Genomic DNA, 24,332 nt, shown 5'->3' on the forward strand with positions numbered 1-24,332 from the left:
CTTGCCCCTCGACCGCAACCGCATCAGGCCGTAAAAATTCGCAGACCCGCACCTTGTGCATTACATTTATCCCTTGCAGACATCGGCGAGCTTTACAGCCGGCGAAGGGACATCCGTCGGCGCCACAGCATATTTTGCAAGAATTGCATCGTATTCGGGCGTGCCTCGGAATGCCCCCAGTGCCTCATTGAACGCGGCAACCAAGTCCTTGTCATCCTGACGAAAGCCGAAGCCGAGATAGTTGATCGACGGCTTGCCGTCGAAGACGGGAAGCGTGAACGGGTTGGCCCGCTCCACCGATTGTCCACCGTCGGCAGCGACAGTCTCGTTGGCCGCGAAAATGGTCGAGGACGTCAGATCGACGCGGCCTGACTTCAAAGCGAAGAAGACCTCCGGGAAATCCTGGAAGACGACACGTTGGCTCTCGGGAATACCAAGCCGGTCAAAATCCTTGCGCGACGCCGAGCCTTGCTGCGTTCCGATTTTGATGTCCGGGTTTTTCAGGACGTCGTCGTAGCTATGAATGTTCTTTGGGTTTCCCTTCTGAACGGTAATGGCATCGGCGATTTGAATATGCGGCTCAGCAAAGGCGATCTCAGCGCAACGGTCCGGGCGGATGAAGAGCCCGGCGGCGATCACGTCGAAATGCCCAGCCTTCAGGCCAGGTATCAACGTGCTGAATTTCACAGCCACCCCGTCGACCGTTTGAACGCCGAGTTTGGCGAATGCGGCCCGCGCCAGTTCATAGTCCACACCTGCAAGGCTGCCGTCCGGCTGTTTGAAACTATACGGCTTTTCGTTTGAGAAGCCGATCTGGATGGTCCCGGTGCGCTTGACGCGCTCCAGGGTGGTCTCGGCCGCAGCGGGCAATGCCACGACGCCAGCTGAAAAAATGGCGAGGACAGACGCCAGGAAAACTCTCTTCATACCTCATTACCCCCAAGCAATTCGCGTTACATTTGCATCGCCAACATAAAGCAGCTCTCTATATTGATAACAATTTTGATTTCAATTTTATCATTCCAGGGAAAATGTTTTATCGATAAGCCGGGGTTCCACGGGGCATTGATGCCCGTGGATGCGTCGCTGGACGTTTCCGGCCCAGTTTTCACTTAGAAAGCCGAGACGCATTGGTAGACCGGGCTCGGCCTTCTCCGAACAAGGTTTCGCGAAATGTCGAACGGTGCTTGGCGATACGCCCGCGGTTTCTGAGTTCGGGAATGACCTGGTCAACGAAATCGACGACCGTGCGCGGCGTAACGATCGAATTGAAATTGAAGCCGTCCACGCCCGTTTGGTCGACGATAGCTTCCAACTGATCAGCGATGTCGACCGGGGTGCCGACCAGGATGCCGTCTCCGAGGCGCCCGACATCGTCGATCACTTCTCGCACCAGGAATGGCCGGTCTGACTGGGTGGTGTACTGCGCCGCGCGTGACTGGTTCGCCTCCGTCGGCGCATAGCCCAGGACGGAATCCGGATCGAGGGCGGACAGATCATAGCCGGACGAGCCACAGTATTGCGCCAGTGCCGATTCCGGCGAGCGATACCGCGCGTAGTCCTCCAGTTGCTCTCGCGCCTCTGCCCGCGTGGGCCTGACGATCGCCGTCTGCTGGTGGAAGATTAGGATATCGTCAGGCGCGCGGCCGAAGTCTGCGGCGCGTCGGCGGATATTGGTGACGTTCTCCTTGACGGCCGCCAATGTCCGGCCCTGCACGAAGACACATTCCGCGTGCCGGGCGGCAAAGTCGCGCCCGGCCGTCGAACTGCCCGCCTGGAAGATAACAGGTGTCCTCTGTAAAGAAGGCTCGCAGACATGCGGACCGGCGACCTTGAAAAATTCTCCCTGATGAGTGACGGGGCGAACGAGCGTCGGATCGATATGAACATCGTTATCGATGTCGAACCGAACCGCACCATCGCTCCAGCTGGCCTCCCAAAGCTTGTAACATACCGAGAGAAACTCATCCGCGATTGCATATCTCCGATCATGCGCGATCGGTTCGTCCAGTCCGAAATAGCGGGCGGCGGCGGCAATATAGGACGTGACGACATTCAGTCCGACGCGACCTTTCGTCAGGTGATCGAGGGTCGAAAGTCGGCGGGCAACGTGGAAAGGATGCTCATAGGTGGTGGAGATCGTCGTCACGAAATTCAGCGTGGTCGTGGCATTGGCCATGGACGGAACCAGCAATGACGGATCATTTGAGGGGAACTGCATGGCATGGCGGATCGCGACCTCCGGCGACCCCTTATAGACGTCGGATGCACCGAAGAAATCGCCAAGAAAGAGGGCGGTGAAACCGCCTTCCTCGATCTTGCGTGCAATTTCGATCCAAAACTGGATATCGTTGTACTCATGATGCCGGCTATGCGGATGCCGCCAGAGACCGTGGGAGTCGCCGGTCCGGTTGTTCAATTCGAAGAGATTGAAAAAGATCGGTTTCTTGGCCATTATAAGAGCTCGTTGCCGGGCATCGGAACGTAGCGGCTGGATGGTCGCGGTATACCGAGATTGTCACGCAAGGTGACGCCCTCGTAAGCCTCGTGATAGAGCCCCCGACGCTGCAACTCTGGCACGACAAGGTCGACGAAGTCGTCAAGATCTCCCGGCAGGTAGGAAAACCGCACGTTGAACCCGTCTGCACCACCGCTCCGGAACCAGTGCTCGAAATGATCGGCGATATCAGCCGGGGTCCCGACGATAGTGTTGTAACCGGGTGCAAGCCAGCGGTAGAGTTCGCGAATGCTGAGGCCGGTTTGTTTGGCATGGGCAACCAGCAGTTCCTGCCGCGTCTTGTCGCCCTCGGTCGGCGGAACTTCCGGCAAGGGACCGTCGATTGGATATTTTGACAAATCCGCTCCAGCCGCCCCCGAAAGCATCGCCAGCCCCGCGACAGGGTGGACCAGATCCAGCATCTGCTCGTACTTTTCCTGCGCTTCGCTGCGTGTTGCGGCGACCACCGGCGTCACGCCGGGCAAGATTGCGACGTGATCCGGGTTTCTGCCTGCTGCGGTCACCCGAGCGCGGACGTCGTCATAAAAAGCGATCGCCCCAGTGAGATCCGATTGGGCTGTGAAAACGACGTCAGCGAAACTGGCCGCTGCATTGCGCCCGGCATCGGATGAACCGGCCTGCACGATGACCGGGTGCCCTTGCGGCGGACGGGCGACGGCGAGTGGTCCCCGAACGTTGAAGTGCGGGCTGGAATGATCGAGCGTGTGCATTTTTTCCGGGGAGAAGAAACGGCCGCCCTCCTTGTCGAACAGAAAGGCATCGTCGTCCCAGCTGTCCCAAAGACCCTTGACGATATCGACGAATTCCGTCGCTCGCTGGTAGCGAAGCGAATGGGGCGGGTGTTCCCGCCGGCTGTAGTTGAGAGCCTCCGCCCCGTTCGAGGAGGTCACGACGTTCCACCCTGCCCGCCCCTTGCTGAGGTAGTCAAGCGAGGCGAGTTGGCGGGCGACGAGATAGGGCTCGTAATACGTGGTGGTCACGGTGCCAACGAGACCGATACGGCTCGTCGTGACGGCCAACGCCGATAGCAACGTCACCGGCTCGAAGTCGACAACCCGTGCGCTGTAGCTGAGTTTTTCAGCGTCGAGCTTTTGGGGAAAGGGAAGCGTGTCGGCGATGAAAATCGCATGGAACAGCCCTCGTTCCGCCGTTTGCGCGAAGGCGATCTGTGCGTCAATGTCGAGGCTCGCTTTGGCGTCGGCCCGCGGATAACGCCATCCCGCCGTGTGTTGGCCTGGTGTCTGCAGGAATGCGCCTAAGATGAGCTTGTCGCGTCTTGCCATGCCGTGATCTCAATTCAGGAATGTTGGAAAAAGCACCATGCCGCGGATAAACCGGCATGGCGCACATGATCAGCTCTTGGTGGTGCGCCAGTAGGCTGGGGTGTCCCAGCTCGGTCCGGGTACGAAACCCTTCACATCGGCACGAACAGGCACCTGGCCGAGCTGTTGGTAGATGACGATGAAGGGCGAGTTATCACGAACCTCCTTCTGCAGATCGAGGTAGATGGCCTCCCGCTTGGCAGAATCAGCTTCCGTCAGTCCCGACAGGGTCTTCTTGGTCAGCTCCGGAACAAGCCAGTGATCGCGCCAGGCGGCATTCTTGTTCTTGGAACTGTCACTGTCGTCGTCGTTGATTGTGAAGAACGAGGCACTCGCATGAACGTCGAGGTAATCCGGCGACCAGCCGAAGAACACCGCGTCATGCTGGCGCCCGCGAAACCGCGTCTGGAGCTGCGCCCGGTCAAGCGTGTTCAGCTCAACAGTAACACCGGCCTGGCCAAAGGTTGACTGCAGAGATTGACTGACCTCCCTGTCGGGCGAGCGGCTCGATACGTCGAGCTTCAGCTTGAAGCCGTCCTTGTAGCCGGCCTCCTCCAGCAACGACTTCGCCTTTGCGATGTCCAGCTTGTAGGGCGTCTCGTCAAGCGAACCGCCAGAGCCGCTGCCCCAGAAGCTTTGATGGACCTTGGCCTGACCCTTCAAAATATTGCCGGTGATCCCTTCGTAATCGATCGCCCAGCGCAGGGCCTGCTGCACCTTGGCATCGTCCAGCGGTTTTACGCCCTGGTTCAGCGCGATGTAGTTCACGTCTGTCTTGGGCGTCGAAATGATGGCGATGTCAGGGTTGGTCGAAAGCGCCTGTATCTGATCTGCGCTCAGGTTACGGGCGATGTCCACGTCGCCTTTTTCAATCAGCAGGCGCTGTGTCGCCGCTTCCGGGATGTGGCGAAGGACAATGTTCTTGAGGGCAACGTTCTCACGCTTGTAATGCGGGTTGGCAGCAAGCAGGACCGCTTCGTTTGGCGTCCAGCCGGCCAGTTGGTACGGTCCGGAGCCAGCCGTGTTTTTCTTCAGCCAGCCGGCGCCGAGATCTCCCCCACTTTCGTGCTTCAGTGCCTCCTCTTTGTCGACGACCGACGACACAGTGGACGAGAGTACCTTCAGGAACAAGTCGGGCGCATAGGGCTTGTCGAGCTTGAGTACGAGCGTTTTCTCGTCGGCGGTGCCGACGTGGTCAGATATGTTGTCATCCGACCACCCGAACTGAGTCAGGTAGAACACCGGCGTCTTGCCCAGGCGCACGACACGCTCCAGGGAGAACGCAGCGTCCTTCGCAGTCACACCTCGACCTGAGGCGAAAAACAGACCGTCACGAATTTTGAAGGTGAAGGTCAGGCCATCTTCAGAAACCGTCCAGGATTCCGCGACACCACCTACAGCCTTTGTAAAGTCGGAAGGATCGAAAGTGATGAGGCGCTCATAAACATTGTTCACCACTTCGCCGCCGGTCGCCTCGTAGACCTCAGCCGGATCGAGCGTGATGAGATCGCTGATATATTTCGCCACCACAAGCGTATCGGCAGGTGTTTCAGCGAATGCCTGGGGAGCGCTTGAAACGAGCGAAGCGCCGACGAGCAATAGCAACGTGGCGGCGGTTGATTTTAACGACGCGGTGCGCGTGGTTGGGCCGTGTCTACCCTGCGGCGGATTGACTTCAAGAATGGAATGCATGGGGTCTCCTGATGTTGCGTTCGGCAGTAATCGGGAGCCGAGACAAGCATCTTTCGCCCTGTTCATCCCCCGCGCTAAGCTTCACAGGTGAAGTCAGCCAGAGAACGCTACCTCTTTTGAGAGCAATATTGATAACAATTTTGATCTCTTTTTTCTACGACCGTTGAAAGCACATTCCAATTATGGCTGCGGTTTCGAGTAGACCGACCCCGGGATCACGGCGGGCTCTTCACGCGCACGCCTTCTAGCCAGCGCTGAACCGCAAACTATGCATCCCATTCCTATGAAGGACAGCGTGGTTAGCACGTCTTCAAATAACGTTGCGGAAAGAAGGATACCGAAGCCCGTACCCCAGTAGCCAATCTGGCTGAAGACGACCGGACCGGCCAGTTCCTGAAGTCGAAAATTAGCGAGATAGGAAATTGCCGAAACGCAGATAAATGCCAGCAACCAAAACGCTATAGATGCATCGGCGAAGTGCCAGTTTGCTGGAGATTCGAAAAACGGCGCGGCGACGCCAAGCATTGCGCTTGAAACGACCAGCGTGGCACAAGAAAATGCCAGTGCGGACGTCCCGCGAGGCCAATAGGCCGACCGCATGATGTTGCCGAACGCCGCACAGACGGGGATAGCCAAACCCGATATGACCCAAAAGTGCTGACTCATATCGATTTGCAACAGTTGCTGCTGAACGAGCGCGATCATGCCTACAAAGCCAAGAATGATCCCGAAAGAGCGGAGAAAGTAGATTTTTTCCAGGCGCAGAGCGACGGCAAGCGTCATCGTCAACAGCGGTGAGAGGCAATAGATCGTCGCCCCGTATGCAGGCCCTACCCGTGCAACGACGAGATGCGACAAAACGACGGGAAGTGCAAAGCTGATGAGGCCGAGCAGCAGATAGAGAAGAAGGTGACGGGGACTGCATGGCAAGCTCGTCTTCGAGCCTAGCAACCAGGGAAACAAAATCGCACCCGCTCCGAGATTGCCGATTACGCCGAGTTGAAACGGCTGAACTCCGGCGTCCAGGGCTGCTTTGGACACCATTACTTTTGCCGCAAAGAGGAAGCCCGCGACCACAAGCAGCAGAAATGGCGATGCCAGAAGCGTCCAAACTTGCCTCATTTCTTAGCCGTCCTCTTGTGCTCATGCATCCAAGCATTTATCTTCATGCAAAGATAAACATGCGAGATATCTTAATGTCAAGACAATCTGCGGCGGAAACGAATGACACCGCCTATCAAGACCCGATCGATGAAATTCGGGCGCAATGGGCGCTGGAACTGCCGGATTTGGACACATCGGGAATCGCTGTTCTTGGTCGCGCCCGATGGATAACCCTTGCTTCCCGTCCGAGAATAGACGGGATTTTTCAGTCTCACGGCCTTGATAGCGGGGAAGCCGACGTCCTGTTCACGCTGTTGCGCTCAGGTCCACCCTACCGGTTACGTCCGACGGAACTGTTCCGGTCCTTGATGATATCATCGGGTGGCATGAGCCATAGGCTCAATCGCCTTCAAACTGCCGGACTGGTTCGTCGGACCTCAACCGAAAAAGACGGGCGCAGCCTCCTGGTGGAATTGACGGATGAGGGGAAGCGATGCGCCGAACAGGCTTTCAGAAAGGACGCGGCCGCCGAAGCAGACATGCTGGAAGGACTGAACGGTCACGAACGGGCCGAATTGGAAAGGCTCTTGCGCAAACTCTCTCGGACGCTTCTTGCCGCTACTGACGAATAAAAACCTCATCCTCTCCAGTTTTTTAGCATGGCACAGCAGGCACATTTCTCGATCTTTGGTATGGTTTGAACTTTTCAGGAGGATTTCGATGACCGAACGGAATGGCGGCGATACGGAACGCTGGAAGCATGACGGCGTCCGCGTGATAAAGGGCGACCAACTCGATCCGAATACCACTCAGACGCCGGGTATGTTTAGACAGGCGGCAATAAATCATGCGCGCGTGGGTGCCCAAAAAATCTGGGCCGGCACTGTATCGATCGAGCCGAACGCAAAGACAGGCGTCCATCATCATGGCGCGCTTGAAAGTGTGATTTTCGTCATTCGCGGCAAAGCGCGCATGCGGTGGGGAACGCGCTTGGAATATGTTGCCGAGGCTGGCCCAGGGGATTTTATCTTCGTTCCGCCCTATGTACCTCATCAAGAGATCAATGCCGACCCTGATCATGTCCTGGAATGCGTTTTGGTGCGGTCGGATAATGATGCGGTCGTCGTCAACATCACCGACGTCGATCCCGTCGAGAAGCCCAACGAGGTACACTGGGTGGATCCGCTTCATGCCCGGCCGGAGAAATTTGGCCGTCCAAAATAAGAATGTTTAACGCCTTGAAAGGAAACGAACCGCTGACCCAGCCATCAAGTGGCTTATATCTGCACCAAGTTCTCTAATCCGAACAATAACTTGCTCTCTAGACTGGTCGCTACGGAGCCGAACGCGAACCGTCCAATGCAATGGCTCATAGGACGGCAAGCGGACATCTGATTTATCTGCGAAAAATCGACCTTCCTTGAAAAACACATGAGGTGCTCAAACAACCTCCTTCGCTATAGCGCCCTTGACCAGAATAGTCCTTGCAGACACATCGCGCGTCACGATTTGCTCTCATCGTCGTCGCGGGAATAGCGCGGCCCTTCCTCAAGGCACCGCCTCAACGCAGCCATAGCCCTAGCCTGCTTTGCCTCGAGGCCTCCAACTTGAATTTGCTTCATTCGTTTGGCTGCAGCTTCGGAGCCAATAAAATCGTCAACTGCCTCCCAGCTGATGATATCGACGCGTGAGGATACGAGGTCGCCCATTGTGTGACTGGAGCCCGTGCTCATCAGCTGAGCTATGAAGTCAACGAAGTGTGCATCTGACTTAACTGCGTTATCGACCCATTCCTTAGGTTCGTCTATAGATCCAGAATATTCTTTCCAGCGGTAGAGGTAATATCCGAGGTCCCCGTATCTCAGCATTTCAGGCGTATCCTTGGCCCTATTCCTTATCTCCTGGAGCCACGCTTCTTTGAGAAGATCAACGGTTGATTTATTGAGCTTCGGCTCGATTTTCGACTGCTTGGAGAGTGCAGATGGATCGTTCAAATAGATGATCGTCGCCCCGACAGAGAGGGCCTTTGTTTGCTCGAAGGCGGCGATGGCCAGCTCTCCGCGCGTGTCGGTCGGGAGCCGGTCTAGGTACCAGCTTATGGAACGCCATGCAGATGTCCAAGGGGAGCTGAATGACTCTCCATCGTGCGCTGCAAGCTTCTGTGCGAAGGCGTACATTGCCGGCAGAAGAACGGGTGCGGCTTCTATCGGTAGGCGAGCGACTGCTTCATCCATGCGCCCGGCAAGGGAGCCCAGCAATTCCCGTTGCTCGACGCTTTCCAGGAAGGCCTCCAACTTCTTTTTGTCACCCGCAATGCTGAGCAGCTCATCAAATTCATTCTCTGAAAGATCGTCCGGGGGCGTTTGCAGCTCGAAATAGCGTGAAAAATACCTTGCGCTACAAACGCGCCTACTCGCACTCCAGGAGGCGAGCCAGTCGTTTCCGTACCCCATGCCCCCGAATGCCTCCTCCGCTCGCGGGAAAAGCAATTTGATAGCGGACTCAGCGGCATCCCGATTGTGCTCCGAAACCTTCCCAAGGAGGTCATTCAGTCGCGCGCTGCTCGCCTCGCGTTCTGTGTCGCCTTGATATCGACCCTTCTTAAGGAGGAGATCGCGCTCGCCGAATAGAGCAGAGTGCAGTGCGGGCTCAAATGCGCGAAGGGCTTCAAGTGTAAGGAAATCTATGATGTTAACCTCTAGCAATTTCGCACCGACATGGAGGGGAGTATGTGTTGCCACCGAGGAGACATAGCGGCGGGCATCTCGGAGATTATTGATGTGCGGTTGAATGGCGCCAACAAGGGCGTTTCCCCAGCGAACTCCCTCGAAACCGTTTTCCTCTTTAGCGTAGCTCCCGACAATTCGGTCAAGCTCTGATGTCATTACTTTGTGGACGCTCGAGCGCGCCACGGCCGGCAAATCGAAGTTGGCGTGGATGATTTTCTTGAGAAACTCTTTGCCTTGATTATTCGCGATAGGATCAAGTGCCGCCTCGACAATGCTGGATTGAAAAATCAGCACGAAGACGATATTGGGGAGGTTCGCATTTACCTTTATCTGTCGAATGAGAAGCCTGATCTGTTCTTGCTCAAGTCGATCGATGTCATCGACAAATACGACCAGGGGACGATCAAGTTCCCTAAGACTACTCTCTAACGCCGCCCTGATCTCGTCCAGAGGTCCAGTCCAGCGATCTCGTCCGGCGTAGGCGAGTAACCGGCCCAGCAATGGTACTGCGACACCGAGTATCGCCAATAGTCCTGCGATGGTCGCGACGGCCGGCAAAGACCATCCAATCGACGCAGCCAGAGCAACTACCGAGGCGTTGGTAAGCACACCTGTGATGAGCTGTGCGTCGCCACCTGTCTTCTTTATCGTGGCGCCCGATCCTGTAAGAATTGCGCCGTACTTTCGGAACTTTGCGCCGCGAGCTCGCGATGGGCCTGATAAAGGTCCCCCCAGCTTGTCGGCGATCTGCTGGAAAAGGGCGGTTGCTATTGCATCGCCATCACCCCACTGCCAAGGATTGAACTCTAACCAATCTGCGCGCTTCGACCCGTTCTTCAGCTGTTCAACAACCAGGTTCTTTAGCGAAGATTTGCCCGCGCCCCATGGGCCTCGGATTGCGAATACCCGCCCTTCATCCAGGCTCAGCTCGGATAGGATGATGGCGATCCGCTCGGCATAACCCACGCGCCGGAGCAAATCCTGTTTCGCCGTGCGGATCGGAACATCTGCTCCAATTTCTGGGTCACCTGGGAATGCTCTGGTGGCGCTAGTTCCAAACCACCACTTTTTCAAACGCTGAAGTACCGCCATAATTCCCCCATTTTCGCCCAGAGTGTTCGTCTCATGAAACGGCGAGGCGCGCCAGCCCGCCACTACTACCGAAGGTGTACAAATGAGGCGGCCCACCACGCTGTCGCGTATATGTCCACCAATATACGATCGAGCCGGCCGTTTCGGACTTTCGTCAACTGGCAGCGCAACGGTACGTTCAGCATCGCAAAGTCAGCTCCAGGCCTGCATGCTTATTGCGCCAATCGGAATAGTTGTTTGGCAGATCGCGGCTTTCCGGCAGTTCTCCGCCGGCTCGCTGTGATCGCCCTGCTTGAGGATGAACGCCCCCTAAAAACGACGCAATTTCGGGAACCGAAGCAGTTGGATGGCTATCTCAAGCATTAGGGCGTGGATTTGGTTGAAATGTTGACGAAATGGCGTAGGCGTCCAACATGCATACACCTTTGGGCATGCCAGTGTTGGCGATCTCGAAAGCCGAAGCGTAATTAGAAGTGGGCATTGCGGCAAACCACATTAAGCGAGCGAAAATCCTCACACCGTGGTTCGTAAATCACCTTCTGATCGAGTGCTTCATTCGCTATACCATTCGACATTGATAACCTCGTCATTTCGATTCTCTTCAGCATCGAACGGGGCAAAGTGCGGGAACATTTTGAATGGGGTACCCAATCTATCTCGACGGTTTCGCATCGCTTCCACTAGCGCCGGAAGCCAAAGAAGCGATGCTCTCAGCATGGATGAACCCTGGAAATGCCGGCTCACCGAATCTCGCAGGTGAGCAAGCTGCACGGACTATTGCAGATGGTCGCCAAGACGTTGCCAATCTGATCGGCGCCTCGCCGGCCGAGATCACGTTCACCTCGGGAGCAACCGAAGCAAACAACCTTGCCATTCTTGGTGCGGCTCGCGCGGCTCGTCGGGATGCGCCAAACAGAAACCGCATTATAGTGTCGGCAGTCGAGCATAAGGCTGTGTTGGAACCAGCATTGGCGCTTCGATCCGAGGGCTTTGAGGTAGCCATCGTCCCGGTCGATACCTGCGGACGACTTGACATGAACGCGTTTGCCAAGCTCGTCGACGAAGATCTGCTGCTGGCATCGGTCATGTTGGTGAACAACGAGACCGGTGTTGTCCAGCCTGTAGCAGAGGCAGCAGCGTTGGCTCATCAAAGCGGAGCGCTTTTCCACACCGACGCGGCGCAAGCGGCCGGGAAAATCGAAATTGACGTGTTCGACCTCGATGTCGATTATCTCACGCTCTCAGCGCATAAATGTTATGGGCCAATGGGTATTGGAGCACTCTATGTTTCTGCAGGTGCTCCAAAGCCTTCTCCCTTGGTTCTCGGCGGTGGTCAACAGGGCGGCATGCGGCCCGGGACCGAGCCCGTTGCGCTCATCGCAGGGTTTGGCGCAGCAGCAAAAGTCGCAAAAGATCGGCTTGCTCACGACGGAGCGCACTGCAAAAGCCTGATCGATCTTCTGGTTCAATCCCTCCAACTGCGGCAGTTGCGCTTTCGGCAAGTCACTGGAGATGCCAGCACCGTGCCGGGCAGCGCGTCTCTCCAGCTCCTCGGTGTGGACGCTGACGAACTTTGCGCCCGGATCGCACCCCAAGTCTCGTTATCGACCGGGTCAGCATGCACCTCTGGCCAGATAAAATCTTCCCATGTACTTGAATCTATTGGACTTTCTGACTTAGAGGCGCGCGGCGTTATCCGCATCCTTTGCAATCGTTACCAAGATCGAGAAGAAATTTTAGCGGCGGCGGCATACATTGCTGAGGCCTATGCGCTGTCTCACCTTGCAACTGGAGAGGTTCCCCAGTAAGTTTCCTTCATGGGAAACGTGACGGTAAAAATCGATTCGAGAGGGCAGTTTGCGGGACATGAAACGTTCCCGCTTCGGCTGCTATGGTTGAAAAAAGCATTTGATGCAATTGGTGATGGCGTCGATGCCAGAACATTCCAGGAACAAGATGCCATAACTCGATTCGGCGTCGGCCGCAACATGGCCGTGTCAATGCGATATTGGGCTCTCGCGTCAGGCTTCTTCACAGAAACCGATCGGTGGATTACGCCAACCCGCCTTGGGCGCGAACTGCTTTCTAATGATGGGCTCGACCCCTACCTTGAACAAGCCTCCACGATCTGGCTTACGCATTGGCACATTGCCAGCACAGCCGATATGACGACGACTGCTTATTACGCATTCAACCTCTTGAACGCGATTGAGTTTGATCCGGCAACGCTGCTCGACCAACTGATGGCATTGGTGGAAGTCAATGGATGGCGGGCGACGCGGGGAACGTTGAAACGTGACATTGAGGTATTTCTTCGGGGTTACGTGAGAAGGGTGGATTCTTTTACTGAAGATGCCGCCGAACCCCTCTTGGCAGAGCTTGCGATGATCAGAGAAGCGCGGCTCGGCGGCTGGTACGAGTTTGTCCGTGGGCCAAAGCCGAGTCTACATGATGCGGTCTTCGCGGTCGCTCTCGGCCAATTCTGGGAGCGCAGCGGAGGTTCAACTACGCTGACTGCTGAGCAGATTTGCTATGCTGCAGGCTCTCCCGGTCGCGTCTTCAAACTCGATGAAGACAGCGTCGTATCCCGGCTGATGCGGTTGGACGATCTGACCGGGGGGGCGTGGCAATGGGTTGATACTGCCGGCCTGCGTCAGGTTCAGCGAACGTCCGACTTCGATCCGGAAACGGTCGTCTCTCTGGCCTATCGCCGCACAGCTCAGCGACAGGTCGCAGCATGAGTAAACTTTCCAGCATCGTTTCCATCGATCGTCGCTTTGCTCGATCGGCTCGGCTCGACGCGGACCTCAATGGCACCCCGCCTTTGGTCGGCTATGTCTTGCAGGGGAGTGTTGCGAAGGCTCTTCGTACCCTTGGGGAGAGCCAACGGGATAATCATCAAAGCGCCTTTACCTGGACCGGTCCTTATGGAGGCGGTAAGTCCAGCGCTGCATTGCTGCTCGCTAACCTCGTTGCCGGCCCCAAGAAAAATCGTAAGATTGCCCGCGATATTGCCGGAGAGCCCCTCTCAAAACTGTTTGGGGAGGCGTTTCCTGAAAGTGACGGCCCTTGGAAGGTGGTCCCGGTCACCGGAAGCCGGACCCGACTGCGCGATGCGGTTGCCGAAGCCGCCCGCACCACATTCGGCTGGGGAGATGACATCACAGCGGCAAATACTGGCAATGACGATCAACTGATCAAGGCATTGATCGCTGGAGGAAGCGACAAATCCAGTGGAACCCTGCTTATCATCGATGAACTCGGAAAACTTCTCGAGCATGAAGCACTTGAAGGCGGTGACGTTCATTTGCTTCAGGATCTTGCCGAGCGCGCGTCACGTAGTTCTGGTCGATTGGTTGTCATTGGCATTCTGCATCAATCCTTTGACCAGTACACCGCCCGCGCCGACCGGGATGCGCGTCAGGAATGGCGAAAGGTTCAGGGCCGCTATCAAGACATAGCGTTCCTTTCCGGCGCTGATGAAACGGTCGCTCTGCTTGGCCGCGCGATCACTGCCGATAGATCTACGAAGGATAGATCTCTTGCTCTTGCGGTCGCCGAAGCCGTCGCCAAGCGCCGGCCGACCGATATCGATGTTCTGACTGAAGCGCTCAGCCATACTTGGCCCCTGAACCCGGTGAGTGCCCTCCTGCTCGGGCCGATTTCAAGAGCCCGGTTTGCTCAAAACGAAAGAAGCGTGTTTGGCTTCCTGAGTTCGGCCGAGCCTTCCGGTTTCCAGGAATTCCTGGCGACCACAGAAAATTCTGAAGGCACCTATGACCCGGCAATGTTGTGGGACTATCTTGCCGCTAACTTCGGAATGGCTCTCACGGCAGGTAGAGATGGCAATCGATTTAGCCTTGCCTTCGAAGCGATTGAGCGCGCCGGGGTCAAAGGCGGCGTTCTCCATGTGGCGCTGACAAAATCGGCGGCTATCATCGAGTTCTTCCGTAACGGCTCTGGCGTTGTTCTTGCCGATGAATTTCTAGCAGCTTCTGCTCCTGGCTTCGACAAAACCGCGATCGCCAGGGCGACCAAGGATCTTGTCGATTGGGCCATCTTGATCCGTCAGCCGCGCATTGGTGGCTATGCACTTTTTGCCGGCAGTGACTTCGATCTCGATGAAGCAATTGGTCGGGCGATCCAGCCTGCCGACTCACTCGAACTGGAGGGGATTCCACGGCGCGTCGGTTTTGGCTTCGCGACCGCAAAACGACATTACTTCCAGACCGGCGCACTGCGCACTTTTGAAATAGCATTGCAGGTGATTACCCCCAATGACACTGTTGAAACCCTCACTGACGCGCTTCTAGCGCGGTCGCAGCAAGGAAGCGGTCTCTTGCTGTTGATTCTGGGTGATGGGTCTCAGACCACACGAGCGATCAGCCAACTGGCGCAGAAAACCGCGAGGGCACTCCAGAGCCGGAAGAAGCTGATCGCAATCGGTGGCGTAAACGAAGGGTTTTCCCTGCGTTCTACCGCGGCAGAGCTGCTGGCCGTCGAACGTGTCTTGCGTGAGCATCCCCAGCTCGAAGGTGACAGGATTGCAAGGCGGGAGGTCGCGGCGAGGCAATCGCATTGCATCGATCAGCTTCACCGCGCCCTTGAGACCGCGTTTGAAAATGCGACCTGGTACCTTGCGCCTGAACCAAGCGAAAGTCTCCGTGCGCCGCTGACCGTCGTGGCCAGCGCGCTAGCAGACGTGGGATTTGCCAACGCGCCCATTATCAAAAGCGAGTTGCTTCAGCGCGATAAGCCATCCTCCAATTCCATGGCCGCTCTACGTGAGCTCGCCCATGCCATGGTGAAGTCTCACAGCCACGCTCAGTTGGCGATGACGCAGTACCCAGCGGAGCTCGGACTTTATCTCACGCTTCTGCGCCCCTTTGGCCTTCACAAAGAGGCTGCAGGTGGATTGTTTGATTTCGCCGAGCCGGACGACAGTAAAGAAGGCAAATCACTTCAACCGGCATGGGATATTATCGACCAAGCGGGCGACAAGCCTCTCGACGTCATTTATGCCGAGTGGGCAGCACCCCCCTTCGGTATCAAAGCCGGCGTGATGCCGGTGCTGGCATTGGCATACATGCTTGCCAAGCGGGAAACAGTGGCGGTCTATATCGATGGGATTTATCAGACTGCGGTCGATGATGTGGTCGTTGACAAGCTTTTACAGAAGCCCGGGCTTTTCCGTTTACGGCGGATCGATCGGTCCGTGCGCGAGACGGCCTTCTTAAGTGGGCTTGCCCAGTTGCTCGGCGTCGAGCACCACGGGACATCCCTGCCCGTTGCCGCAGCTCTTTTTCAGCGCTTCGAAGCACTGTCACAATTTGCAAAACGCACGTCCCATTTGGACCCTCTGTCACTGAAGGTCAGAAACACCGTAATGCGAGCCGACGATCCAGAGCGGCTTCTTTTCGACGATCTGCCTTCTGCTTTGGGTGAGGAGCTTTCAGCGGAGGTCATCTACAAGGGACTTCAGGCGTCCGAGGCAAGCTATCCCCTCCTGCTGGAACAGCTTCGCGCGGCCCTTGCCAGGGCATTGGGGATCGATGTCATCACGTTTGGCGGAATAGCGGAGCGCGCTGCTCTGCTTAAGGGCCTGACTAATGATTACAATTTTGACGCCTTCGCCGATCGGGTTGCCGCCATTGAACTTGGAACTGGCGACGTCGAAAGCACTGTCAGCCTGCTTTTGCATCGACCTGCTCGAAACTGGTCGGACAGAGACCAACAAGAAGCTCTGACAGAGATTGCTCGGTACGGCCGGCGTTTCCGCGAGCTTGAGGCTCTTGCAATTGTACGAGATCGGCGATCTCAAACAGAAGCGGTTGCGCTCGTTGTTGGTCTCGACCCCAAAACACCGCCGCTGATGCGAAGCTTCGAATTGAGCGAAACCGAGAAGATATCCGCCGCTGGTATTGCCGATCGGCTGGTTGCTGCACTTCGCGCAGAGAATAAGAGTGGAAGATTGCAGCTTGCTGCGCTCGCGCGTGCTGTCGCTATGATGGCCGCCGATAGTGATGAAGAGGTGGACGTATGAAGGCTCAGGAACGTCACATTCTTGGGTTGTCCGGCGGTCGCGACAGCGCTGCGTTGGCAGTTTACATGCGGCAGCACTATCCGGAACTGCCTATAGAATATTTCTTCACTGACACGGGCAAAGAATTGCCGGAGGTCTACAGCTTCCTGGACAAATTGGAAGGCTTTCTGGGAAAGCCAATCCAACGGCTCAACCCCGATCGAGACTTCGATTTCTGGCTCGATGAGTACGGCAACTTTCTTCCTTCCCCGCGCACTCGCTGGTGCACTCGTCAGCTGAAATTGCGCCCACTCGAGAACTGGCTCCAACAGGATCTTGCAAACGGCACCATCGTTCATTCCTATGTTGCAATCCGTTCAGATGAGCCGAGCCGTGAAGGTTACCAGGCTACGCATCCCAACATGAAGGTCCATCTTCCCTTGCGGGAAGGTGGGATCGATCGAATGGGCGTGATTGAAATCCTTGAACGGTCCGACGTCGGCGAGCCTGAATATTATCAATGGCGATCGCGCTCGGGCTGCACGTTTTGCTTCTATCAGCAAAAGATTGAGTGGGTCCGTCTTTCTGAGCACCATCCCGACCGGTTCGCTGAGGCGGTCGACTACGAAAAGACAGCATTGAGGGATGGATCGCCGTTCACGTGGAGCCAAGGCGAGAGCCTCACTGACTTAATTTCGCCGGACCGCGTTGAGCAGATCAAATCAGATTACGAGAAGCGTCGCGAACGCCTTCGGCGCGGCCGGAAAGTTAACCCTCTTTCCGGCCTGTCGATCGATACCGTTGACGACATCTACGGGTTGGAGGAAAGCACGAGCAGCTGCGTAATTTGTCATAAATAAAGCAACTGCACTCCCCAATTGCCGTCAGGCCCCCGGTTCCCCCGAACCGGATTTTTCGTCACGAGCGCATATCGCATCGACCACCGCGTCGATGTCGTCATCGGACAAGAAGGGCGCTTGCGCGTAGATAATCGCAGGTTCGCCGCTGAGCCTTGCAGCAAGGTGCCCCAGGCCAAGGAGCTGTTCGGCTCCCTTGACGCCGAGAGCAATTTCAGACGTTCCAACGCTTGCTACCTTCAGGATAAGTCTGTTTCCCAGGTTGTCGCGCAGCTGCATTGGCATGACATTCGCGTCAGGGCGCTGCGCGGCGAAAATCAGATGCATGCCGGCAGCGCGGGCTTTCACGCCCAAGCGCGAAACATTGGACGTCACCGCGGCCTTGTAGTCTTCCGTCAGCATCCATTCTGCAAACTCGTCGTGGATAAGAAAGACATAGGGCAACCGATCGCTGTCAGCGACCTTTGAGTTGAAGGTGCGGATATCGCGAGCGCCTTGCGATCGGAACAGCTCATAGCGTCGCTCCATTTCTGCGACCAGGCCTTCCATCACCTGCACTGCACGCGCCTGATCGACAATGACCCCACCTTGCAAGTGAGGAAGCCTTTCAATCGCCGCGTAGTCCACACCCATCTTCGGGTCGATCAGGTGAATGTGGGCAAGCGAACTTGGATTTGTCGCGGCAATATCGAGCAGAAGTGCCTGGATGAGAACGGATTTTCCCGATCCGGTCGCGCCGGCGACAAGTGTGTGCGGCTCGTGCTGCTGACCACCTGCGAAAGGTCCACCGAGATTGAGGTAAAGAATGTCACCATCGAGCTCTTTGAGACCAAGAACGAAAGACGTGTTCACTCCCGCTGAATTGCGGTTGATCTCTCGCCGGCCCCACACATCCCATAGCGAAACAACCTGTCGTGCTGGCCGCGCTACTCCGACTACGATTTCGCCAGGCAGTGGAGAAATTGAAATCAACCTCAGTCCGTGTGTCGTCAACAAAGCCGACTGTCGCCCCTCGATGTCTTCGACACGCAAGCGATCCGATCCCATAAATCGGATCAAGGCAGCGTTTGGCGTCAGGCGGGTTTGGGTGATCTTCGCCTGTAGATTATAGCTCAGAAGCGCAGAGCGAAGTTTTTGCGCCGTGCTCTCCAACCATTCTTGCTCTTCCGATGAATTCTCGCGAGCGCTCTGGGCTCGAGCCTGTATTAATGCCTCTATCGAAGAGTCCTTTGGCACATGCGCTGGCCGTCGCTCAACGACGACTTCTCTCGGCTCCGCTTTCAGAGCATTCAGTGCCTCGGTTTTTGATGGCTCGGCTTTGCTTGCGGGCGCCACAACGGGTGGCTCAACGCCAGTGGCATCGCCTACAGGACTTATACCCACGTGATCATCGTCGCTCTCGACGACGGTTTCCAAGATAACGCCGCCCTCGGGGTCGCCCTCATCATCGTCTTCGTCGTAATCGTGGCTGATAACAAGTTCCGTCAGCGGCGACGCCTGATCTGTCGGTATGACCTTTGTCCATTCAACTCGAGGAGCTGGAGATCGGAAGTCGGCCGAGTTCCAGATATGGACTTCGCCCAGACTTGCCCGCACTCCGGCCAGCGGAAGGTTCGCCGCATACGCCTTGACGAGCTGCCGAACACCTTCGCGAGTGAAGGTTTCCTGAAGGCCCAACTGAATATCAGGCAGTTGCTCCTGCTCCCCCAGCGAGCTCGCATTACTCGCGGGGCCCGAAATGAAGATGTGCGAATAGCCTCGCAGATCGATGGGCACGGCCCCTCGACGAATACCATCCCTGACTCGTTCCAGTAGACTAGGTTGGCCCAGCGCCGTTGTCCCATCAAGAAGAAGGTCGGAAATGCGCGATAACCAGAGATCTCTGTCAAGGCGACCCGGATCTCCGAACAAGGCGTCATCGATGCGGGAGATCGTTTGACGCAGCTGACTGCGCGACTTTCGGGTCGCCTCGGCCGCTCCGGACTGATCGACGTATTTGGCTTCAGTGACAATGGCGCGGAGTCTCGGCGATCCGTCTTCACCTGTCGAAAGGCTGATCCCCAGAATATCGGCGATCCCTTCCTCCTTCTGGCCTAGCCACTCAGCATAATCGTCTAAAAGGAACCATGCAGCAGCGGCTCCCTTTCCAAGCTCTTCCGAGACAAGCGCCCGACTTAATACCAGTCCGATAAGCTCCCCAGCAGAGACCCCGCGTTTGGCAGCGCGCAGGACAATATCGCCAGAGATCGCATTTGCATCGTCAATCATGCGGCGCGCGAGCTGAGCCAGATGTTCGTCGTCAAAACCCAATGAAAGCTCAGCGAGCCTGCGCTTCACGAGCACGTGGAGCAGGCGCAATTCAGACGTTGAAGACACCACCATGTTGCGGCCATGGGTGCGCTGCCGACGATAGCGGATCACATTGATGCCCTGAGCAGCTAGCTGGCGCTTGTCGAGCAGATCGTCATAGGTCGCAACCCACTCTGCAAGCTCGTGAACCTCGTCGAACATTGCCTTGAGGCCGCTGTCCTGGAACGATATCTGACGCGCCGGTAGGTAATGTTCATCCGGCCCGTGGGACTGCCGACGTATGACGTTAGCCACCGCGTCGATGTAGGACCACCCTGCATTCGGTTGACGAGGGCACGTCAAATAGCTGGTTGCTTTGAGTTCATCCTCAGCGGTAACACGACGATATGACCAACGCGCCGGCACATGTTCCAGCAGGCCCGGATTGTCGTCGAGTGCGGGAACCGCGAACCATTGTTCACGCGCCTGCCTCGACACTACGTCATGTAGGAACGCAACGTCGATCTCGCGCCCTGGCCCAGTTTTTGACGCCCCCGCGACGTCCAACATGACGCCAATGCGGAGCTTTGACATGAAATTTCGCGACGTCTCGCTTACGACAACGGCGTCCGGGTCATTTTCAGAGCGCTCCAGTAGTTCTGTGTAAACACCCGATAGGCGCGTTCGATCGCGATGTCGAACCAACACGTTACAGTGAACTTCCTCCTGATCTTGCACCGATCCCAACGCGCTGACCGTTGCGAGTGGCAGTCCGGCTGCATCGCAGTTATACAACATGATGCTGAGGTTGGAGCGTTCATGGGGCTGGAGATCAAGATAGCGTTCAAGGAGAGCGCGAATCTGTTTCGCAGCTTCGCTCGGATCAACGTCGGTGGTCGCTTCCGACGGATCCCGAACAGGACGCTCCATGAGGCTGTAGTCGTTGACGGTACTCGTTTCTGACAGAAGAATCGGCTCGCTACCGTCGTAGCCGACCGATATTTCTGGATAAAGAGGGTGGCTAAGCTCCTCGCGAAGATCACTGAAAAACAGCCGCGAGTCGCCGAAATTCACGTCGACGTCGGACAAGAGATAGTCCGCAAGACCTGCAACGGAGCGCATTTTGGCTGCAACGCCTGCCAAACGCAGCGGATGCCACGGTGCGACAATAGCCGACGATGCACTTCCAAGAACGGCGATTGTACCGATACTTAAGAGCGGCTCCCACAAATCTCGGCGATTGAGGTCCCCTAACGCTTCCTTCGCAAGGGTGGCAAAAAGCTCCCCATAGGCGTTTGCCTGCTCGATGAGTGCTGCGGACGCATAACCCGAGGATTGAAGTGCGATGAGAGCTTCGGCATAGATCTTCGCAAAACGTTTCCAGGCTTCGCCAATCGCCTCGGCGCCCTGAGCGCTGACCCGGCCAGCGACCACCGCTTCCTTCAGGGACTTCGGAAACTGCTTGGCGAAATCAGGGCCAGTGCTGGTACGTGGGACAAGTGTGCCGGAATCTTGCCCGAAGGCAGGCTGCAACGTCCCGGTGTCGCTGAGCGAAATCGACTGAAGCGCGCCCTTGCGGCTAACGGGAAGACGCGCAACAGTACTGCGGCCGAAGGGTCGCTTGATCAGGCGGCCGAGATCTTTCGGCATTTCGAGCCCTATAGCCGTCGGCTGGCTTGTCCAGACAAGCTGAACAGTCGCCCGATCGCGGCCTGCGGTGAGCGCCACGTCGAACTTGATCTGGAGCGCAGCTCGGGCAGTAGACTCGTTTCTCCGATATTTTTTCTGGCGCTGCTTTGCTCGGTCGAGCACCTCTTCATATGCAAAGAGGTGCGGAACATCCCATTGAACAGACGGCCCGAGGAGTGTTTGAAGTCCACGATACCGCAACCCAAAATAAAGTCCGACATCAGCATTGAGGTCGAGCCATTGGTTGCGGGTTCGTCTCGCGGATTTGATTGAGAGAGTTCTTGCGCTCCCTCCTAAATTGACCTGCCCGAACAGTCGCTCGACGACGCGCAGAAAACCTTCCAGGAAATCGGTGCATTCGATAGGTCTGCCAAAAACGAAGCGCTCCCATTTGACCCGGAGGGCTTTATCCTCTCCAAGGTCATCTCGGTGAGCTTCGAAAAATTCACGGTCGTCCTCACGCGTCTCTTTTAAAGAGCGCCCTTTGAGGACCCGAAGATACTCCTCGTCGGTGCTGCTGAGGCGATCTGGAAACGTAAATTCGAAGAAGTTGATTGTCTCCTGAGCGAGAGATGTTCTCCTGAGTTTGATCCCAGAAAATAGCTGGAGGACGCTTTGGCCTTCCCACTCGAAATAGCTCAACGCTTCGGATGCCGCTCCCCATCCCGGCGAGGCGCTTATGAAGTCTTCGATGGCATCGTGGATATCGGCCGGAATGTCTTCGCGGACATCCTCGAAATGATCTCTAAGCTCCTCACTCTCGATCAGTTGGCGATTGGGCCGCTGCTTGACCAACAATGGCTTACGCTCGGCGACCAGTTTCTCAAACAGCTTTTTCCAACGCCGTGACACTTCACGATCACGCTCGCCGAGACCCAGAAAGAAACCGCTGTCGCGAGGTAGGCGCAGGGCTGGGAGCGCCCAGCCAAGTGCGTCCAAAACAGGCACTGCGTCGCTTTCGATTCGTGTTCGAGTCATGGCGACATACGAAGCGATCTGATGGAGTGTCCAGTCATCCGCAGCGTTCAACCCCTTTAGCGCTGCTTTCCAGGTGTCGATCTGGCCTTGGCTTAAACCGAGACCTATGGCTGCAGCGTCCACCCAGGGCGCGGGCTCCTCAGTCAGCTGTTTAGCACCAATAAGTGTGACGTCCCCAAGAGAAGCACCTTGATCGTCATCTGTGTTGGCGAAAAGAAGTGCCGGACGGTCGCACTCGGCGTGTCGGATGGCGACCATCCGCTCATCCGTCATGACGCTCTCGGGCAGACCAAAGGCGGAAACCAAGCTTCGTGGCAAAGCAATTTTGAGCAGATTGCCTGCTTTTGCGTCGAGTAGAAGCGACCGCGTAATGGCGGCGACCTGCTCACCGGTCAAGCGGTCGAGAAGATATCGCGCGACCCCCTCGTCTGGTGACAGTGCATCGAGCCGGAGGCGGATGGATGTTGCGCCCGCGGCGCCGATGAGGTCTGAGGGCTTCACTCGGATCTCGCTCTCTGAAATGGATTTTCGACATAGGCACAGCTATCGGACAAGCGTCGAAGCAATCCGAGGCTCGCTAGTCGTTCTTCAAGCCTATGTGCATTGTCTGAAAAATCTTCTTGGTCGGCAGTGCCGGCATCTACGAATGGCCGCGCCTGTGCATCACCGATCACGATACCGTACCGCTCGTGTAAGCGGATTAGAAAGTCTTTGAATTCGATGCGGTTGTCGACGCATGCCACTACCAACGTCTTCAACAGGCGATCGGTGGGTGCGTACCGCACGCGTCGGCTGGAGCGGCGCGACGAGAGCCCGACTGCGCGTGACCAGGTCGCATGGATCTTACCGACGTGTTGCTTGTGTCGCGTTGTAGCCTTTGCAACCAGCTCCTCGATCAAGCGCTGAGGATCAGTAGCCGCCTCCTCTTCATCGCTCTCGGGCCAGCCGAATTCCTGCTGCATCAAATCACCGGCCCGAAGGACCGGGTCTTCAGATCCAATAGCCTCCGCCCAGGCCGCCGTTTCACCGATACGGGTGACAAACCGCTCGATTGCGAGCTGGGGAAGCGTGTTGTTGTGCTGGTAAGAATCCGCAGACAGGTCGCGCACCACTGACTTTTTAGGAGACACTATTTCACAAACAAACTGGATGGGTTCTCGATCGAGCAATTCTCGTGCCCTGTCCAGTTGGTAAAGGAGAAGATTGAGACCCGCTGTTGTGACGAGATGCGGGATCGCATCGTGACCGGGAATAGGCAGATTCAAAATGGCGAGCCAGTCCTCGGCTAGCCGATCGAAAATTCGATGTTCGGTGCATGGGAGAAAGGCGCCACCGCGTTCCGCTCTAGCGAGCTGGGTGTCACCCTGAAGCGCCCGAGCCATTCCGTCGTAGGGTGCCGGGCTCTCGAGGAAGCGAGAGATCAGCAGTGAACGTAGACTGTCTGCATGCTTGCTTCGACATAACATCAAATAGAGGAGCTCGCCCGATCGCGCAAAGAAACGCCGATCGTTCGACACGCTCCCGTTCGGCTTGACGTTGACGTCTTCGAAAAGCGCGTGGGGGCCGAAAGGAAAGACGAACTTGGAACTCCACCGCTTATTGCTCGTGCCCTCGATCGCGGAACCTTGGAGGAAATTCAAAACAGCCGCAAAATCTTCAAACGTCTCAAAGCGGTCACGGAGATAGCCAAAATCTGGTTTGTCTATTCCTCCCGCGCTTGCCGCCATTTTCTCAAGCCAGAGAGCCCATGCCGCCTCATCTGATCGAGTTTCAGATCGCACCGTCATGACATGTGGGTTGTTGAAGACGAGATTGCGCAGCCGCAATTGCAGTTGCGGCCTGTAGGAAAGGGTATTCAATCTTCCCTCGGTCAGCGCGCGGCCTTCTCGATGTTCAGCAAGGAGCACGGTGAGGAATTCAAGGAATGTGAGCCAGGGGGATTGCTCGTCATGGAGACGATGCCCCCAGATGGCTTCGTCGATCCAAAACGCGGGGCCGGAGCGCTCTTCAGACTCTGTCGGGCGGGCGAGAAATTCCATG

14 protein-coding genes are annotated in these 24,332 nt (G+C 56.6%); 6 read left to right on the forward strand and 8 right to left on the reverse strand.

Features of this window, described 5'->3' with window-relative positions; translation table 11 throughout:
• Positions 1-66: 66 nt before the first annotated feature.
• From ehuB to J5278_RS27345, 5 genes are all read right to left on the reverse strand, one after another.
• On the reverse strand, positions 67-927 hold the full coding sequence (gene ehuB, locus J5278_RS27325; RefSeq protein ID WP_209186603.1) for an ectoine/hydroxyectoine ABC transporter substrate-binding protein EhuB: 861 nt from the start codon (positions 925-927) through the stop codon (positions 67-69).
• Between the two features lie 181 nt (positions 928-1,108).
• Positions 1,109-2,455 carry an LLM class flavin-dependent oxidoreductase gene (locus J5278_RS27330; protein WP_209186602.1) on the reverse strand — a complete coding sequence of 449 codons (1,347 nt, stop codon included), beginning with the start codon at positions 2,453-2,455 and terminating at the stop codon, positions 1,109-1,111.
• Positions 2,455-3,801 (reverse strand): LLM class flavin-dependent oxidoreductase, encoded by a 1,347-nt coding sequence (locus J5278_RS27335; protein ID WP_209186601.1) that lies wholly within the window; start codon positions 3,799-3,801, stop codon positions 2,455-2,457. Before J5278_RS27335 ends, J5278_RS27330 begins: the two co-directional genes overlap by 1 nt.
• A 69-nt stretch (positions 3,802-3,870) precedes the next feature.
• Entirely contained in the window at positions 3,871-5,532 is a 1,662-nt protein-coding gene (locus tag J5278_RS27340) for an ABC transporter substrate-binding protein (protein WP_247749446.1), read from the reverse strand.
• Between the two features lie 180 nt (positions 5,533-5,712).
• The gene (locus J5278_RS27345; protein WP_209186600.1) at positions 5,713-6,654 is read right to left on the reverse strand and encodes a DMT family transporter; all 942 of its coding nucleotides are present in this window, start codon (positions 6,652-6,654) and stop codon (positions 5,713-5,715) included.
• Between the two features lie 74 nt (positions 6,655-6,728).
• Here J5278_RS27345 and J5278_RS27350 point away from each other — a divergent pair, with 74 nt between their 5' ends.
• Positions 6,729-7,268, forward strand: a complete 540-nt coding sequence (locus tag J5278_RS27350; RefSeq protein ID WP_209186619.1) for a MarR family winged helix-turn-helix transcriptional regulator — start codon at positions 6,729-6,731, stop codon at positions 7,266-7,268.
• A gap of 88 nt (positions 7,269-7,356) precedes the next feature.
• Positions 7,357-7,860 (forward strand): cupin domain-containing protein, encoded by a 504-nt coding sequence (locus J5278_RS27355; protein ID WP_111219364.1) that lies wholly within the window; start codon positions 7,357-7,359, stop codon positions 7,858-7,860.
• Between the two features lie 278 nt (positions 7,861-8,138).
• Here the strand turns inward: J5278_RS27355 and J5278_RS27360 are convergent, their stop codons facing one another.
• Complete coding sequence (locus tag J5278_RS27360) at positions 8,139-10,457, reverse strand: P-loop NTPase fold protein (RefSeq protein WP_209186599.1); 2,319 nt, start codon at positions 10,455-10,457, stop codon at positions 8,139-8,141.
• A 638-nt stretch (positions 10,458-11,095) separates the two neighbouring features.
• Here J5278_RS27360 and J5278_RS27365 point away from each other — a divergent pair.
• From J5278_RS27365 to J5278_RS27380, 4 genes are read left to right on the forward strand one after another with little or no spacing between them, the layout of a single operon-like run.
• Positions 11,096-12,265 carry a cysteine desulfurase family protein gene (locus J5278_RS27365; RefSeq protein WP_209186598.1) on the forward strand — a complete coding sequence of 390 codons (1,170 nt, stop codon included), beginning with the start codon at positions 11,096-11,098 and terminating at the stop codon, positions 12,263-12,265.
• A gap of 9 nt (positions 12,266-12,274) precedes the next feature.
• Positions 12,275-13,198 (forward strand): DUF4007 family protein, encoded by a 924-nt coding sequence (locus J5278_RS27370; RefSeq protein WP_209186597.1) that lies wholly within the window; start codon positions 12,275-12,277, stop codon positions 13,196-13,198.
• Entirely contained in the window at positions 13,195-16,500 is a 3,306-nt protein-coding gene (locus tag J5278_RS27375) for a hypothetical protein (RefSeq protein ID WP_209186596.1), read from the forward strand. Before J5278_RS27370 ends, J5278_RS27375 begins: the two co-directional genes overlap by 4 nt.
• Positions 16,497-17,339: a phosphoadenosine phosphosulfate reductase family protein gene (locus tag J5278_RS27380; RefSeq protein WP_209186595.1), complete on the forward strand. Its 843-nt coding sequence runs from the start codon at positions 16,497-16,499 to the stop codon at positions 17,337-17,339. The genes J5278_RS27375 and J5278_RS27380 overlap by 4 nt, the downstream gene beginning before the upstream one ends.
• Positions 17,340-17,363: 24 nt before the next feature.
• Here the strand turns inward: J5278_RS27380 and J5278_RS27385 are convergent, their stop codons facing one another.
• Together J5278_RS27385 and J5278_RS27390 are read right to left on the reverse strand one after the other, a co-directional pair.
• Complete coding sequence (locus J5278_RS27385) at positions 17,364-22,793, reverse strand: FtsK/SpoIIIE domain-containing protein (protein ID WP_219259262.1); 5,430 nt, start codon at positions 22,791-22,793, stop codon at positions 17,364-17,366.
• Positions 22,790-24,331: a hypothetical protein gene (locus J5278_RS27390; protein ID WP_209186593.1), complete on the reverse strand. Its 1,542-nt coding sequence runs from the start codon at positions 24,329-24,331 to the stop codon at positions 22,790-22,792. Before J5278_RS27390 ends, J5278_RS27385 begins: the two co-directional genes overlap by 4 nt.
• Position 24,332: the final 1 nt, after the last annotated feature.

Source organism: Rhizobium sp. B21/90 (genome assembly GCF_019355815.1).
Taxonomy (GTDB): domain Bacteria; phylum Pseudomonadota; class Alphaproteobacteria; order Rhizobiales; family Rhizobiaceae; genus Rhizobium; species Rhizobium rhododendri.